11 protein-coding genes are annotated in these 15,828 nt (G+C 63.2%); 8 read left to right on the top strand and 3 right to left on the bottom strand.

Annotated elements, in window-relative coordinates:
- Nucleotides 1-176 precede the first annotated feature (176 nt).
- From KBA32_RS12800 to KBA32_RS12790, 3 genes are all read right to left on the bottom strand, one after another.
- Nucleotides 177-1,166, bottom strand: a complete 990-nt coding sequence (locus KBA32_RS12800) for a 4Fe-4S binding protein (RefSeq protein ID WP_294359503.1) — start codon at nucleotides 1,164-1,166, stop codon at nucleotides 177-179.
- Between the two features lie 10 nt (nucleotides 1,167-1,176).
- A complete protein-coding gene (locus tag KBA32_RS12795; protein WP_294359501.1) occupies nucleotides 1,177-1,995 on the bottom strand; it encodes a CbbQ/NirQ/NorQ/GpvN family protein in 819 nt (272 codons plus the stop codon).
- Nucleotides 1,996-2,083: 88 nt separating this feature from the next.
- Nucleotides 2,084-3,925 (bottom strand): ABC transporter ATP-binding protein/permease, encoded by a 1,842-nt coding sequence (locus tag KBA32_RS12790; RefSeq protein ID WP_294359499.1) that lies wholly within the window; start codon nucleotides 3,923-3,925, stop codon nucleotides 2,084-2,086.
- A 390-nt stretch (nucleotides 3,926-4,315) separates the two neighbouring features.
- Here KBA32_RS12790 and KBA32_RS12785 point away from each other — a divergent pair, with 390 nt between their 5' ends.
- From KBA32_RS12785 to KBA32_RS12750, 8 genes are all read left to right on the top strand, one after another.
- On the top strand, nucleotides 4,316-5,011 hold the full coding sequence (locus KBA32_RS12785; protein ID WP_294359497.1) for a TetR/AcrR family transcriptional regulator: 696 nt from the start codon (nucleotides 4,316-4,318) through the stop codon (nucleotides 5,009-5,011).
- A 65-nt stretch (nucleotides 5,012-5,076) separates the two neighbouring features.
- Nucleotides 5,077-7,431, top strand: a complete 2,355-nt coding sequence (locus tag KBA32_RS12780) for an acyl-CoA dehydrogenase (RefSeq protein ID WP_294359495.1) — start codon at nucleotides 5,077-5,079, stop codon at nucleotides 7,429-7,431.
- Nucleotides 7,432-7,521: 90 nt separating this feature from the next.
- Nucleotides 7,522-8,805 (top strand): acetyl-CoA C-acetyltransferase, encoded by a 1,284-nt coding sequence (locus tag KBA32_RS12775; RefSeq protein ID WP_294359493.1) that lies wholly within the window; start codon nucleotides 7,522-7,524, stop codon nucleotides 8,803-8,805.
- A gap of 148 nt (nucleotides 8,806-8,953) precedes the next feature.
- Complete coding sequence (locus KBA32_RS12770; protein ID WP_294359491.1) at nucleotides 8,954-10,885, top strand: 3-hydroxyacyl-CoA dehydrogenase NAD-binding domain-containing protein; 1,932 nt, start codon at nucleotides 8,954-8,956, stop codon at nucleotides 10,883-10,885.
- A gap of 20 nt (nucleotides 10,886-10,905) precedes the next feature.
- Nucleotides 10,906-11,304 (top strand): acyl-CoA thioesterase, encoded by a 399-nt coding sequence (locus KBA32_RS12765; RefSeq protein ID WP_294359489.1) that lies wholly within the window; start codon nucleotides 10,906-10,908, stop codon nucleotides 11,302-11,304.
- A gap of 96 nt (nucleotides 11,305-11,400) precedes the next feature.
- Nucleotides 11,401-12,747, top strand: coding sequence for an OmpP1/FadL family transporter (locus KBA32_RS12760; RefSeq protein ID WP_294359487.1), 1,347 nt, complete (start codon nucleotides 11,401-11,403; stop codon nucleotides 12,745-12,747).
- 164 nt (nucleotides 12,748-12,911) lie between these two features.
- On the top strand, nucleotides 12,912-15,290 hold the full coding sequence (locus tag KBA32_RS12755) for a 3-hydroxyacyl-CoA dehydrogenase/enoyl-CoA hydratase family protein (protein WP_294359485.1): 2,379 nt from the start codon (nucleotides 12,912-12,914) through the stop codon (nucleotides 15,288-15,290).
- A 167-nt stretch (nucleotides 15,291-15,457) separates the two neighbouring features.
- A partial coding sequence (locus KBA32_RS12750) for a beta-ketoacyl synthase N-terminal-like domain-containing protein (protein ID WP_294359483.1) occupies nucleotides 15,458-15,828 on the top strand: 371 nt, incomplete at its 3' end.

The raw sequence follows: 15,828 nt of genomic DNA, 5'->3' as shown, positions 1-15,828 counted from the left end.
CCTCCTCATTGGTGCGTTGCACCGATCCGGCCCGACGGTGCAATGCGCGTTGCTTATTGCACCCTACGTTGGGCCTCCTCATTGGTGCGTTGCAGCGGCGTAGGCGTAGGGTGCAATAAGCGCAGCGCATTGCACCGAATCCCCGCATCACCGCCGCTCGGTGCAATGCCCTTCGGTTATTGCACCCTACGTTGGCTCTCCTCTTCTGTGCGTTGCAGCCGTTTCAGCGTCACCGCGTTGAACCCCGCTTCGTTTTGCCGCGCCGCTTCTCCCTGTACCCAGTGCAGCAGGGCGCCTTGCGGTTTGTCGCGGTTGCTCGTCTCGCAGGCCGAGAGGCACTGGCCGCATTGCGTGCAGGCGAACATCCAGCGTTTGACGTTGCGCGGCTTGAGGCGCATCGGGCAGACGGCGTCGCAGGCGCTGGTCTTGCCGCCGACGCAGTCGGCACAGTCACTGATGCGTTCGCGGTCGAAGCCGACGACCATCGCCTTCTTGTTGCCCATCCAGGCGATGCTCTGGAAGATGCCGACGGCGCAGGCGTAGCGGCAGAAGAGGTGACGGGCGAAGAGGAATTCGAGACTGAGGACGATGGTCGCGGCGCTGAGGAAGATCACTTCGTACTTGTGCAGGGTTCCGGCGAACAGCCCGGAATAAACATGGAAGGGCGGCATCAGGTAGGTGAGGAAGACGACCGCCCAGGCGAAGGCAAAGGCGACGGTGACCGGGACGACGAGCAGCCAGTAGCGCGCGTCGCGCACGGCCGGCGTGCCGTCGGGCTCCCACGGCGCGACTTTGTGCCGGTCCCAGAGCGAGTGCTTGCCGGTGGCGCTCAGCATCAGGCGGTTGATCGTCTCGACGACCGAGAAGTGCGGGCACAGCCAGCCGCAGTAGAGGCGTCCCCATTTCCAGGCGACGCCGATGAGCAGCGCGAGTACACCGAATAGCGGCAGGAACAGGTAGAGGAGGATGTTGCCGGCGACCGCCAGCGCCGAGAGCTTGCCGGCGATGAAGTCGTCGATGCCGACGTGCCACTCGTAGGTGAGGAACCAGGCGTGACCTTCGACGAGGTCGTAACGCAGCAGATCGAACACCGGCGTTACGGCAAACAGGATGAAGAAGCCCATCTGCGCGAACAGGCGGCTGCGTTGGATGACGGCTTGCGACATGTGGAACCCGTCAGTGTCCGAACGTGGCGTTGACGATCTCGAGCAGCGCTTCGGTCGTCTCGATGTCGTCGGTCAGGCTCTCGACGAGCGTGACCCGGCAGGCTTCGACCGGCGCCAGGCCGGCCTTGATCAGCGTCGCGGCGTAGACCAGGAGGCGCGTCGAGGCGACTTCTTCCAGATCGCGGTCCTTGAGCGCGCGCAGCGAATTGCCGATGGCGACGAGGCGCTTGGCGGTGTCGGTGTCGATGCCGGTTTCGCCGATCAGGATCGCCTCCTCGCGCGCGGCCGACGGGAAATCGAAGCGCAGCGAGACGAAGCGCTGGCGCGTCGAGGGTTTCAGTCCCTTCATCAGGTTCTGGTAGCCGGGGTTGTACGAGACGATGAGCATGAACGACGCCGGCGCCTCGATCAGCTCGCCGGTGCGGTCGATCGGCAGCACGCGGCGGTCGTCAGCGAGCGGGTGCAGGACGACGGTGGTGTCCTTGCGCGCCTCGACGACTTCGTCGAGATAGCAGATGCCGCCCTCGCGCACGGCACGGGTGAGCGGTCCGTCCGACCAGTAGGTCGCGCCGTCGCCGATCAGGTGGCGGCCGACGAGGTCCGCGGCGGTCAGGTCGTCGTGGCAGGCGACGGTGTAGAGCGGCAGGCCGAGTTTCGCCGCCATATATGAAACAAAGCGCGTCTTGCCGCAGCCGGTCGGCCCCTTGATCAGTAGCGGCAGGCGGTTCTTCCAGGCGTGTTCGAAGATCCCGATCTCGTTGCCGGTGGCGTCGTAGAACGGCAGTCCTTGAGTGCAAGGATCGTTGGCGGCGTTTGTGGAAGTCGACATTCCGTGAGTCCCGTACGTTGATGGGCACAGTTTAGTCGACTGATTTACTCCGACATTGATGTGGGTTAAAGCCGCCGGAAATTGCGTCTCAGGCGAGGCTCTCGGCCATGCGCGGACTCGCTTCTTCGTCACCATCCCGCTGCTGCAAGGCCCACATCTGCGCGTAGCGGCCATTTTGCCGGAGGAGTTGCGGGTGCGTGCCGTGCTCGACGACGCGGCCGGCGTCCATGACGAGGATGTCGTCGGCGTACATGATCGTCGACAGGCGGTGCGCGATGACGAGCGTCGTGCGGCCGCGCGTCGCCGACTCGATGCTCGCCTTGATCGCGTTCTCGGTCTTCGAGTCGAGCGCCGACGTGGCTTCGTCGAAGATGAGCAGCGCCGGGTTCTTGAGCAGGGCGCGCGCGATGGCGACGCGCTGCTTCTCGCCGCCCGAGAGCTTGAGCCCGCGCTCGCCGACGACGGTGTCGAAGCCGGCGGGCAGGCATTCGACGAAGCGCGAGAGCTGCGCGGCGCGTGCGGCGGCGAGCACTTCGTCGCGCGTGGCGTCGGGTTTGCCGTACTGGATGTTGTAGAAGATGCTCTCGTTGAAGAGCACGGTGTCCTGCGGGACGATGCCGATCGCCGCGCGCACGCTGGCTTGCGTGAAACTGCTGATGTCGTGGCCGTTGATGCGGATGGCGCCGCCGGAGACGTCGTAGAAGCGGTAGAGCAGCCGGGCGAGCGTCGACTTGCCCGAGCCGGACTTGCCGACGACGGCGACCGTCCGGCCCCTGGGAATCGTGAAGCTGACGTCGAACAGGATCTGCCGGTTCGCGTCGTAGGCGAAATCGACGGCGTCGAAACTGATCTCGACCTCGCCGTGCGGCAAGGGCTGCGCGCCGGGCGCATCGACGACTTCGCGCGCCGTGTTCAGCAGGTCGAACATGCGCTCGATGTCGGTCAGCGATTGTCGGATTTCGCGATAGACGACGCCGAGGAAGTTGAGCGGCATGTAGAGCTGGATCAGGAGGGCGTTGACCAGCACGAGATCGCCGATGGTCAGCGTACCGGCGAGCACGCCGGCCACCGCGCGCCACATCATCGCCGTGACGCCGGCGGCGATGATCGCCTGCTGGCCGAGGTTCAGCGCCGAGAGCGAGTACTGGCTGCGCGTCGTCGCATCCTCCCACTTCTGCATGTTGCGGTCGTAGCGTGCGGCCTCGAAGTCCTCGTTATTGAAGTACTTGACCGTCTCGTAATTGATCAGACTGTCGATCGCCTGCGTGTTGGCGACCGAGTCGGCTTCGTTGGCGGCGCGGCGGATCGCGATGCGGCGGTTGCTGACGGTGACGGTGAACACGATGTAGGCAGAAATCGACGCCAGCGTGATGAGCACGAAGCCGGGGTCGTAGTTGACGACAAGAACGCTGAGTACGAGCGAGAGCTCGACGAGCGTCGGCAGGATCGAGTACAGCGTGTAGCTGATCAGGCTGGTGATCGCGCGCGTGCCGCGGTCGATGTCGCGCGCGACGCCGCCGGTTTGCCGTTCGAGGTGGAAGCGGAGCGAGAGGTCGTGAAGGTGGCGGAAGACCTCCAGCGCGACCTTGCGCACTGCGCGCTGCGTGACGCGCGCGAAGACGACTTCGCGCAACTCGGTAAACAGCGAGTTCGAGACGCGCAGCACGCCGTAGAGCAGCAAGAGGCCGACGGGCAGGGCGATCGGCAACGCGGCGGGCGTGATGCCGTCGATCAGCGACTTGAAAACGACCGGCACGGCGACGTTTGCGCACTTGGCGGCGATCAGGCAGGACAGCGCCAGCGCCACCCGCCAGCGGTATTGCAGCAGGTAGGGCGCGAGCTGGCGGAGCGTCTGCCAGCCATCGATGCGCCGGCCGGCCGGATGCGTTGCAAGGGGAGAGTCGTAGGAGCGGGCGGGCGGTCGGCGCATGGTGGTCTGTAGTGTATGTCGAACGCTGATTTGTTCCGGTTAACAAAAGCTCATCCGACGAGAAAGGGGAATGTAGGAGCGCACCCCAAGGGTACTTCCTGCGGGGCGCAGCTTGCTGCGCGATGACGGCGTTTCTGCGAGCAACCACCGCCAATCGCCCAGTAAAACCGGGCTCCTACATGGCGCGGCAACGCCTGTAGGAGCGCAGATTTTCTGCGCGATGCGGCGGTTGATTCCGACCGCAGTATCTACGACAAATCCCAGTGGTTGTGAGCGTATCAGACCGCCGTAAAAATTCGTGTTAAACGAACGTTTGAACCATTTTCTTGCGGCTATGTCTGACCGCGCACCAACGCCATCGCCAAGTCGCCAACTTGATCCATTCGAGCCATGCAGGAAAACACACAGAATCCCGATACCAGCGAACGCATCCTCGACGTCGCCGAGCACGAATTCATGGCGTACGGCTACGAGGGGACGTCGATGCGGATGATTACCAGCAAGGCGGAAGTGAATCTTGCGGCGATCAACTATCACTTCGGCTCGAAGGAAGGCTTGCTGCGCGAAGTGTTTCGCCGTCGCCTGGATTGGCTGAACAGCGAACGCCTGGCCGTGCTCGACGCGCTGGAAGAGCAGGCCAACGGCGCGCCGCTCAAGCCGTCGCAGATCCTCGAAGCCTTCTTCGGCACGCTGCTGCGCATCGGCGAGGACGACGCGCATGGCGGGATGACCTTCCTGCGGTTGCTCGGGCGCACGCTGACGGATCCCTCGGAGTTCATCCGCGCCTTTTTTGCGAGCGAATACGCCGACGTGATCGACCGCTACAAGCTGGCGCTGTTCCGTGCATTACCCGACGTGCCGAAGGCCGAGATCGTCTGGCGCCTGCATTTCATGCTCGGCGCCGTCTCTTACGCCATCGCCGGAACCGACATCCTCAAGGTGATCACCGGCCACGAGATCAGCGACATCTCCGGCCAGGAGGTGGATGCCAAAAGTGAGGCCAAACGTCTTTCCGAACGGCTGATGCCGTTTCTTTTGGGTGGCTTGCGGGCGCCGCTGCCGCATCCTTCCGATTCAGTCGGCTAAAAAATAACAGGAGCCGCTCGTCGAGACGGCCCGGAGTGTGAAAACGCATTCAAGGAGGTTGAACAATGATCCTGCAGATTCTGTGGTTGGTCGTTGCAGTGCTGGTCGCAGGGGCCGTGCTGGTCCTCGCGCTGCCGCCGCTGCGCCGGGCGGTGCTGTCGCGCGCCATTTTCAAGACCTACAAGAGCATCCTGCCGCAGATGTCCGACACCGAGCGCGACGCGCTCGAAGCCGGCACCGTCTGGTGGGAGGGCGATCTGTTCCAGGGCAAGCCGGACTGGGACAAGCTGCTCGCGTACCCGGTGCCCAAGCTCACCGCGGAAGAGCAGTCCTTCATGGACAACGAGGTCGAGAAGGCCTGTGCGCTGGTCGATGACTGGAAGGTGACGACCGAGACGCACGATCTTTCGGGCGAAGCCTGGAGCTACATCAAGGACAAGGGCTTCCTCGGCATGATCATCCCGAAGTCGTACGGTGGCCTCGGCTTCTCGGCCTACGCGCACTCGCAGATCGTCACCAAGCTGTCGACGCGCAGCTCGGCGCTTGCCGTCTCGATCATGGTGCCGAATTCGCTCGGGCCGGCCGAATTGCTGATGCACTACGGCACCGAAGAGCAGAAGAACTACTACCTGCCGCGTCTCGCCAAGGGGCTGGAGATTCCCGCATTTGCGCTGACCAGCCCGTGGGCCGGCTCCGACGCCGCGTCGATCCCCGACTACGGCACCGTCTGCAAGGGCATGTGGAACGGCAAGGAAGTGCTCGGCATGCGCGTCACGTGGGACAAGCGCTACGCGACGCTGGCGCCGATCTGCACCGTGCTCGGTCTCGCCTTCCGTCTGTACGACCCGGACGGCCTGCTCGGCGACAAGAAAGATATCGGCATCACCTGCGCGCTGGTGCCGCGCGACACGCCGGGAGCGAATTTCGGCCGTCGCCACTTCCCGTTGAACGCGATGTTCATGAACGGGCCGTCGCGCGGCAAGGACGTCTTCATGCCGCTCGATTACATCATCGGCGGCGCCAAGATGGCCGGCAAGGGCTGGCGCATGTTGATGGAGTGCCTGGCCGCCGGTCGCTCGATCTCGCTGCCGTCGTCGAATACGGGCATGGCGCAGATGACGGCGCGCGCGGTGGGGGCGTATGCACGCGTGCGCAGCCAGTTCAAGATGGCGGTCGGCCGTTTCGAGGGTGTCGAGGAGGCGCTCACCCGCATCGGCGCCAACACCTACATGATGAACGCCGTGCGCACGATGACTGCCGGCGCCGTCGATCTCGGCGCCAAGCCGTCGGTGACCTCGGCAATCGCCAAGTACCACGTCACCGAGCGCGGCCGCCAGGTGGTGAACGACGGCATGGACATCATCGGCGGCAAGGGTATCTGCCTTGGGCCGTCGAACTTCCTTGGCCGCGCCTATCAGCAGATCCCGGTCGGCATCACCGTCGAAGGCGCGAACATCCTGACGCGCAGCCTGATCCTCTTCGGCCAGGGCGCGATCCGCTGCCATCCGTATGTGCTCAAGGAAATGCAGGCGGCGCACAACCCGGACGGCAATCAGGGACTGGTTGACTTCGACAGGGCCTTGTTCGGCCACATCCTCTTTACCATCCGGCACTGCTTCCGCGCTTTCTGGATCGGCATCAGCGGCTCGAACTTCGTCAAGGTGCCGGACAACGTCGCGCCGGAAACCCGCCGCTACTACCAGCAGCTGACGCGCTTCTCGTCGGCCTTCGCCTTCCTCTCCGACATCTCGATGCTGGTCATGGGCGGCGAGCTCAAGCGGCGCGAGAAGCTGTCGGCGCGCTTGGGCGACATCCTCTCGTTGATGTACCTGTGCTCGGCGACGCTCAAGCGCTACGAGTCGGAAGGGCGGCAAAAGGACGATGCGCCGCTCATGCACTGGGCGATCTGGGACTCGATGTACAAGGCGCAGATGGCCTTCGATGGCGTCATCGCCAACTTCCCGAACCGCTTCATCGGCCGCTTCCTGTTCCGCACCATCTTCCCGCTCGGCCATCCGTACGATGTCCCGTCGGACAAGGTCGGCCATCAGGTCGCCAAGCTCCTCATCGCGCCGTCGGCCGCGCGCGACCGGCTGACCGCCGAAACCTACGTGCCGATGACCGAGGCCGAGTCGGTCGGCGCGATCGAACTCGCGTTGCAGGCGACGATCGACGCCGAGCCGGTCGAAGCCAGGATCCGCGCGGCGGAAAAGGATGGCAAGTTCGCCGGCAATCCCGACGCGAACGTGCGCGACATCGCCCAGGCGGCGTTCTCGCTCGGCGTCATCACGACTGAGGAATACGCACTGCTCAAGCGGCGGAATCATCTGCGCGACATCGTGATCGGCGTTGATGATTTCCCGTTCGATCATTTCGGGTTTCACCAGGGCCGGCCGGTAGAACAGAAGGCGGCTGCGTAGGCTTGGTTCACTGACCCCGGAGGCGCCATGCCGTGTCTCCGGGGTTCGTTTGTCGCGGTTCCGAACTTTTCTGTGGATGCAGGGGATGTCATGACATTTCAACCCGTCTATATCGTCGATGGCGCAAGGACGCCATTTCTCAAGGCGCGCAACGGCCCGGGGCCGTTCGCGGCGAGCGATCTGGCCGTGCAGGCCGGTCGCGCATTGCTCGTGCGCCAGCCGTTTGCGCCGACCGATCTCGATGAGGTGATTCTGGGCTGTGCGAGTCCGTCGCCGGACGAAGTGAATATCGGGCGCGTCGCCGCCTTGCGCATGGGCTGCGGCAACAAGGTGCAGGCGTGGACGGTGATGCGCAACTGCGCTTCCGGCATGCAGGCGATCGACTCGGCGATCGCCAACATCCAAGCCGGGCGCGGCCATCTGATCATGGCCGGCGGCACCGACGCGCTGTCGCACGCGCCCTTGCTCTATAACAAGGCGATGGTGCTGTGGTTCGCCGGCATGATGCAGGCGCGCTCACTCGGGCAGAAGGTCGCACACTTCGCCAAACTCAAGCCCGCCGCGCTGCTCTCGCCGGTGATCGGCATCATGAAGGGGCTGACTGATCCGATGGTCGGCCTGCTGATGGGACAGACGGCCGAGAACCTGGCCTGGAAGTTCGGCATCACGCGCGAGCAGATGGACGAGTTTTCGGTGCGCAGCCATCAGCGCGTGATCGCCGGGCAGGCGGCCGGACATTACGGTGAGATCGTCCCGCTGGTCGACGCCAAGGGCAACGTTTATGCCGAGGACGACGGTGTGCGCGCGGACTCGAGCATGGCTGGTCTCGCCAAGCTGAAACCCTTCTTCGACAAGAAATACGGGCGCGTCACGCCGGGCAACAGCTCGCAGATCACCGACGGCGCGGCGTGGCTGATCCTCGCTTCGCAAGAGGCGGTCGATCAATGGGGGCTGGAACCGCTCGGCAAGATCAGCGACAGCCAGTGGGCGGGGCTCGATCCGGCGCAGATGGGCCTCGGCCCGGTGCATGCCGCGACGCCGATCCTGCAACGGCACGGCCTGGGGCTGAACGACATCGACGCCTGGGAGATCAACGAAGCCTTCGCCGCGCAGGTGCTCGGTTGCCTCGCTGCGTGGGAATCCGACGACTACTGCCGCGAACAGCTCGGGCTGTCGGGCGCGCTCGGCAAGCTCGATGAAGATCGGTTGAATGTCGATGGCGGTGCCGTGGCGCTCGGCCACCCGGTCGGCGCATCGGGCGCGCGCATCGTCCTGCACACGCTGCACGTCCTGCGCGAACGCCAAGCCAAGCGCGGTATCGCGTCGATCTGTATCGGCGGCGGGCTTGGCGGAGCAATGCTGGTCGAAAGATGAGGCAGGAACACGTGCGGTAGGGTTGTAGGAGCGCAGATTTTCTGCGCGAAGGGCGTGGAATCCGGAAAAAATCGTGGAACACTCCACCGCCCGGAGTCGCTCCTGCCAAGATCGTCAGGGTGAATTGAGGGGGTTAAGAATGAACGTTATGGACATCATTAACGTGGCGGTCTGGCAGCACTGGCGACTCGAAACCGACGCCGACGGGATCGCCTGGGCGACGCTCGACAAGCTCGGCGAGACGACCAATTCGTTGTCGGTCGCCGTGATGGACGAACTGGCGAAGATCCTCGCGCAATTCGAGAGTGCGCCGCCGAAGGCGCTGATCTTCCGCTCTGGCAAGACCGCTGGCTTCATCGCCGGCGCCGACATCCAGGAATTCACGCAGCTCGACACGCCGGCCAAGGGGCTGGAGTTGATTTCGCGCGGTTGGGACCTCTTCAACCGGCTCGCCGCGGCACGCTACCCGACGCTCGCCATTGTGCGCGGCCATTGCCTCGGCGGCGGTCTCGAACTGGCGCTGGCTTGCCGTTACCTGCTCGCCGTCGACGAACCGGGGACGAAGATGGGTCTGCCGGAAGTCATGCTCGGTATCTTCCCCGGCTGGGGCGGGATGTTGCGCTTGCCGCAGCGTGTCGGGCCGCAGGCAGCATTGGACATGATGTTGACCGGCAAGACGATCGACGCCAGGCGCGCCAAGCGCATGGGCCTCGCCGACGAGTGCGTGCCGCCGCGCGTGATGGAGAGCGCGGCGAAAACGATGGTGCTCGCCACGCCGCCGCGGCGGAAGCTGCCGTTGTTGCCGCGCCTGCTCAACGGGCCGCTCAAGGGCATCGTCGCCAGCGGTGCGCGCAAGCAGGTCGCGCAGAAGGCGCGGCCGGAGCACTATCCGGCGCCGTACGCGATCATCGATATCTGGGCGAAGTACGGCGGCAACGCGCTGGAAGCGCCGCAACTCATCGAGCGCATCGTCGGCTCGGACACGGCGCGCAATCTCGTGCGCGTGTTCTTCCTGCAGGAGCGCCTGAAGGGCTTCGGCAAGGAGACCGCCTTCGCTGCGAAACGCGTGCATGTCGTCGGTGCCGGCGTCATGGGCGGCGACATTGCCGCCTGGTGCGCGCTGCGCGGCCTGACCGTGACGCTGCAGGACCAGAGCATGGAGCGCATCGCGCCGGCGCTGAAGCGCGCCTACGCGGCGTGGGGCAAGCGCATCCGCGACAAGCTGCAGCTGCGCGATGTGATGGATCGCCTGATCCCCGACCCCGAGGGGCGCGGCGCGGCGCAGGCCGACGTGGTGATCGAGGCGATCTTCGAGAATCTGGAAGCGAAGCATGGGCTGCTCAAGGAACTCGAAGCCGTGATGAAGCCGGACGCCGTACTGGCGACCAATACTTCCAGCCTCAAGCTCGAAGACCTGAATACGGTGCTCGCGAACCCGTCGCGCCTCGTCGGCATTCACTTCTTCAACCCGGTTTCGAAGATGCCTCTGGTTGAAGTGGTGTCGGCGGAAGGGGGCGATCCCGAGATGGCCAAACGCGCTGCGGCCTTCGTCAAGCAGATCGACCGGCTGCCGCTGCCGGTCAAGAGCGCAACGGGCTTTCTCGTCAATGCGGTGCTCGGTCCGTACATGCTCGAAGCCATGCGCGCGGTTGATGAAGGCATTACGCCAGAAACGGTCGACGAAGCCATGCTGGCCTTCGGCATGCCGATGGGGCCGATCGAACTCGTGGATATGGTCGGCCTCGACGTCGCGATGGCGGCCGGAAAAGGTCTGGCAGGGGAAGATGCGACTCCGCCGCGCTGCCTGGTCGAACGGTTCGACGAAGGCTACCTCGGCAAGAAAACAGGCAAGGGCTTCTACGAGCACACGAGTGGCAAGGCAGCGAAGGGCCCGGTCGGGACCGTTCCCGAAGGTCTGGCGGAACGTTTGCTCGCGCCGCTGCTCAAAAAGACCCGGCAGCTCGTCGATGACGGGATTGTTGCCGATGCCGACCTGGCGGATGCCGGCGTGATTTTCGGCACCGGCTTCGCGCCCTTCACCGGTGGTCCGCTCAACTACCTCAGAAATAAACCGCGATAACCGCAGAAAGAAAGCGACGCATGACCGAACACCTGGCCCAACTCCCGGACAAACAACCCACGCTGCGCGTCATGCCGAGGCCGGCTGACCTCAACGCCAATGGCGACGTTTTCGGCGGCTGGATCATGTCGCAGGTCGACGTCGCCGGCGCCATCGCCGCCATGCACCGGGCGCGCGGTCGCGTCGTCACGGTGTCGGTCGATTCGTTCGTCTTCAAGCAGCCTGTTTCGGTCGGCGACATCGTCAGCTTCTACGCCGAAGTGGCCGGCATCGGCCGCACGTCGATCAAGGTACGCGTCGAGGTCTACGCCGAGCGGAACCCGATGCACCCGATCACGGTCAAGGTGACGGATGCGACACTGACATACGTTGCAATAAACCAACACGGAGAAAAGCGGGAACTCCCAAGTATTGAATAAAAGGGGAGTTTTCTGGTTGAGGTTTTAGAACAATTACTCTAGTTTGCAATTCGCAGCTATCCAAACCGCGTGCAGTGAAAAAACCAAGGAGGGTGTATGACGCAACGTACCACCATGAAACTGATTCCGGCCCTGCTGCTCGTGGCCTTCTCCGGCTCGGCCAGCGCGTCGGGTTTTCAACTGCTCGAACAGAATCTGAGCGGCCTCGGTAATGCGTATGCCGGCTCTGCCGCTGTCGCGGAAAATGCCAGCACGATCTACTTCAACCCGGCCGGCATGACGCAATTGCAGGATCGCGAGGTTTCTGGCGGTTTGGCGGCGATCGGGCCGAGCTTCAAGTTCAAGGACAAGGGTTCTAGCGTTGCTTATTTGGGAGGGGCTGGAGATGGCGGCGAGGCTGGTGGGTGGGCCGCTGTTCCTAATGGATATGTTTCATGGGCTCTGACCAAAGATCTCTACGTCGGTTTGGGAGTTGGGGCTCCCTTTGGACTAAAGACAGAGTACGACGACCGCTGGCTTGGCGCGGCGCAATCTATCAAATTTGACATCAAAACGATCAACATCAATCCTTCAATTGCTTATCGTGTAAACGACAAGGTCTCTCTGGGGGCTGGGCTGAATTGGCAAAAGGTTGAGGCTGAATACGTTCGTATTGCGGGCGTTGCAACGCCTGCTGCGCTTGGGGGGCCGGACGCACGTCTGTCACATGTTGTTTCGACGATGAAACTTGACGATGACGCGTGGGGCTGGAACGCAGGCGCTTTATTTACACTTTCGCCGTCGACGAAAGTGGGTGTGTCCTATCGTTCGCAGATCAAATATCACACCACAGGTGACGTAACGTTGGCAGATGACGGCACCGGCCTCGGAACGGCAACGGCTGCGGTTATGAGTTCAGCGGGCCATGGCTACGCGTCTGACCTGAAGGCAAGCCTGACGATGCCCGAAACGTTTATTTTGAGCGTGGATCAAAAGCTAAGTGACAAGTGGGAGATGTTGGGCGACGTCTCTTGGACCGGGTGGAGTTCGATACCTAAAGTTGACATCATGCGTACGTCGGGGATTCGTTCCACAAGTTCTGCAACGGCGAAGGCTCAAACGCTGGAAACAGATTTTCGTGACGCTTGGCGCGTGGCGCTCGGTGCGAACTATGCCGTTAATGATGCTTGGAAGTTGAAGTTTGGTATCGCGTACGATCAGACACCGGTTAAGAAAGCAACGTCACGCCTAACTGCCATGCCAGACAATGATCGGATTTGGCTGTCGTTTGGTGCGCAGTGGGCGCCAAGCAAAACCTCGAAACTCGATCTAGGGGCGACTTATATTCACGTCAAGGACAACGAGATTCACAATGATCAGAGCGCCGATGGTCGCGGTGTCGTGATCGGAGATTACGAAGGCAACATCTGGGTCCTCGGCGCCCAGTACTCGATGTCCTTCTGACCGATCAGTATCCCGTTTCACCCCAAAACGCCCCGCACGTCGGGGCGTTTTTTCGTCTTGATGTCCGATACGTCCTTCCTATACTTCAAACGTTCGTTTGATTTTCCTGGAACTTTCCGTTCCGTCTCCCCTCCGAAACAAACTCTCTTCTTCAGGAGGTCATCTTGAGCAACTTTATCGTACGTAAAGCGGCGGTTTTAGGGGCGGGCGTGATGGGGGCGCAGATTGCGGCGCATCTCGCGAATGCCGAAGTGCCGGTGGTGCTGTTCGACTTGCCGGCGAAGGAGGGCGATCCGAGCGGCATCGTGAAGAAAGCGCTCGACGGGCTGAAGAAGCTCGAGCCGTCACCGCTGGCGACGGCAGATCGCGTGACCTACATCGATGCGGCGAATTACGGCCAAGACCTCGAATTGCTGAAAGGCTGCGACCTGATCATCGAGGCGATCGCCGAGAAGGTGGAGTGGAAGGACGACCTCTACCGCAAGATCGCGCCGTGCATCTCGCCAACGGCGATCATCGCTTCGAACACCTCCGGCCTGTCGATCAATCGCCTGTCGGAAGCGCTGCCTGACAACCTGCGTGCACAGTTCTGCGGCATCCACTTCTTCAACCCGCCGCGCTACATGCATCTGGTCGAACTCATCGCGACCCAGTCGACGGCGCCGGCCTTGCTCGACCAGCTCGAATCCTGGCTCGTCTCGCGCCTCGGCAAGGGCATCGTGCGTGCGCTCGATACGCCGAACTTCGTCGCCAACCGCGTCGGCGTCTTCTCGATTCTTGCCGTCATGCACCACACGCAGCAGTTCGGGTTGGGTTTCGACGTCGTCGATGCGTTGACCGGCCCGATCATCGGGCGTCCGAAGAGTGCGACTTACCGTACGGCCGATGTCGTCGGCCTGGATACGATGGCGCACGTCATCAAGACGATGCAGGACACTTTGCCCGACGATCCGTGGCACCGCTACTACGCCGCGCCGGCCTGGCTGTCGGCGCTGATCGCGCAGGGCGCATTGGGGCAGAAAACCCGCTGCGGCATCTTCAAGAAAGATGCCAAGGCGATCAAGGTGCTCGATCTGGCGTTGCAGGATTACCGCGACTCGGCGGCGGAGGTTGCGCCCGAGGTCATGGAAATCCTCAAGCACCGCAATCCGGCCGAGAAGTTCGCGCAGCTGCGGGCGAGTTCGCACCCGCAGGCGCAGTTCATGTGGGCGATCTTCCGCGACATCTTTCATTACATCGCCGTGCATCTGGCCGACATTGCCGACAACGCGCGCGACATCGACTTCGCCATGCGCTGGGGCTTTGGCTGGGCGCAGGGGCCGTTCGAGACGTGGCAGGCGGCTGGCTGGAAGGCGATTGCCGATGCGGTGCAGACGGACATCGCTGCCGGCAAGGCGATGAGTTCGGCGCCGCTGCCGGCCTGGGTGTCCTCGCATGACGGCGTGCATTCGGCCGAAGGCTCGTATTCGGCGAGCGCAAACGCGTTTCGGCCGCGCTCGTCGTTGCCGGTTTATCAACGGCAGATCTTTCCCGAGCGTGTGCTCGGCGAGAAGGCGGTCGAAGGCGTCACCGCGTGGGAGAACGAGGGCGTGCGGTTATGGACCTTGCCGCAGCTCGACAGCGAAATCGCCATCCTCAGCGTCAAGTCGAAGAACCACACGCTTGGCCGCGATGTGATCATCGGCGTGCAGGAGGCCATCCGGCGTGCTGAAGCCGAGTTCAAGGGCGTCGTCTTCTGGCACGAAGCGCCGTTCGCGTTCGGTGCCAACCTCAAGGAAGTGACGGCGGCGATCAAGGAAGGCCAGTTCGACCTGCTCGAAGGCTACATCGCGGAGTTCCAGAACGCGTCGATGTGCCTCAAGTATGCCAAGGTGCCGGTGGTGGTCGCCGCGCAAGGGTTGGCGTTGGGTGGCGGCTGCGAGTTCGTGATGCACGCAACCAAGCGCGTCGTTGCGCTGGAGAGCTACATCGGACTCGTCGAGGCCGGCGTCGGGCTGATCCCGGCCGGCGGCGGCTGCAAGGAGTTCGCCATCCGCGCCTGGCAGAGCGCGATGAAGACCGGCGGCAACGATCCGTTCGAGTTCATCCAGCCGGTGTTCACCAACATCGCCATGGCCAACGTGTCGAAGAGCGGCGCCCACGCGCGCGAGCTCGGCTACGTGCTCGACACCGACAAGATCGTCTTCAACGCGCACGAACTGCTCTACGTCGGGCTGCGCGAGGCGCGCGCGCTGGCCGAAGCCGGTTATTACCCGAAGCTGTCGCCGCGCAACATCAAGGTGGCAGGACGCACCGGCATCGCCAACTGCGAAATGATGCTCGCCAACATGAAGGAGGGCGGCATGATCTCCGCGCACGACTACCTCGTCGCCAGGTACGCGGCGATTGCCCTGTGCGGCGGCGACGTCGAGACCGGTTCGCTGGTCGACGAGGACTGGCTGCTGACGGTCGAGCGCAAGCTCTTCATCGATCTCCTCAAGAACGAGAAGACGCAGCAGCGCATCATCTACACCCTCGAAAACGGCAAGCCCTTGCGGAACTGAGAGGTTGTGAACAAATGCAGAAAAACCTACCACAGAGTCACAGAGACACAGAGTTTTCGCAGAGAAAACCTTTGGAAACGGTGTTTTTCCTCTGCGTTTCCTCTGCGCCTCTGTGCCTCTGCGGTGGGGTTTGAGTTTTTTCACAGACTTTGAGCGGAGAGCACACCATGAAACAGATACAGGACGCCTATATCGTCGCCGCAACCCGTTTGCCGGTGGCCAAGCGCAAGGGAATGTTCGGTCACGTGCGGCCGGACGACATGCTCGCGCACGCGATCAAGTCGGTCCTCGCGCAGGCGCCGGCCATCGATCCGAAACTCGTCGACGACGTGATCGTCGGCTGCGCGATGCCGGAAGCCGAGCAGGGCATGAACGTTGCCCGTATCGCGCTGCTGCTCGCCGGCTTGCCGAATACGGTGCCGGGCTACACGCTCAACCGCTTCTGCTCCTCCGGCGTGCAGGCGGTGGCCGACGCCGCGGCGCGTATCCGGCTCGGCGAGGCCGACGTGATGATCGCCGGCGGCACCGAAACGATGTC

Source organism: Propionivibrio sp. (assembly GCF_017995515.1).
In the GTDB taxonomy this organism is placed as follows: Bacteria; Pseudomonadota; Gammaproteobacteria; order Burkholderiales; family Rhodocyclaceae; genus Propionivibrio.
The sequence above is the reverse complement of the archived record's forward strand: the minus strand, read 5'-3'. Positions and strand labels throughout refer to the sequence as shown.

What these genes read in the sequence shown, in the direction of transcription:
- KBA32_RS12780 (WP_294359495.1), top strand. Translation starts at nt 5,077, where the DNA reads ATGATCCTGCAGATTCTGTGGTTGGTCGTTGCAGTGCTGGTCGCAGGG.
- KBA32_RS12775 (WP_294359493.1), top strand. Translation starts at nt 7,522, where the DNA reads ATGACATTTCAACCCGTCTATATCGTCGATGGCGCAAGGACGCCATTT.
- KBA32_RS12785 (WP_294359497.1), top strand. Translation starts at nt 4,316, where the DNA reads ATGCAGGAAAACACACAGAATCCCGATACCAGCGAACGCATCCTCGAC.
- KBA32_RS12765 (WP_294359489.1), top strand. Translation starts at nt 10,906, where the DNA reads ATGACCGAACACCTGGCCCAACTCCCGGACAAACAACCCACGCTGCGC.
- KBA32_RS12790 (WP_294359499.1), bottom strand. Translation starts at nt 3,925, where the DNA reads ATGCGCCGACCGCCCGCCCGCTCCTACGACTCTCCCCTTGCAACGCAT.
- KBA32_RS12770 (WP_294359491.1), top strand. Translation starts at nt 8,954, where the DNA reads ATGGACATCATTAACGTGGCGGTCTGGCAGCACTGGCGACTCGAAACC.
- KBA32_RS12800 (WP_294359503.1), bottom strand. Translation starts at nt 1,166, where the DNA reads ATGTCGCAAGCCGTCATCCAACGCAGCCGCCTGTTCGCGCAGATGGGC.
- KBA32_RS12760 (WP_294359487.1), top strand. Translation starts at nt 11,401, where the DNA reads ATGACGCAACGTACCACCATGAAACTGATTCCGGCCCTGCTGCTCGTG.
- KBA32_RS12795 (WP_294359501.1), bottom strand. Translation starts at nt 1,995, where the DNA reads ATGTCGACTTCCACAAACGCCGCCAACGATCCTTGCACTCAAGGACTG.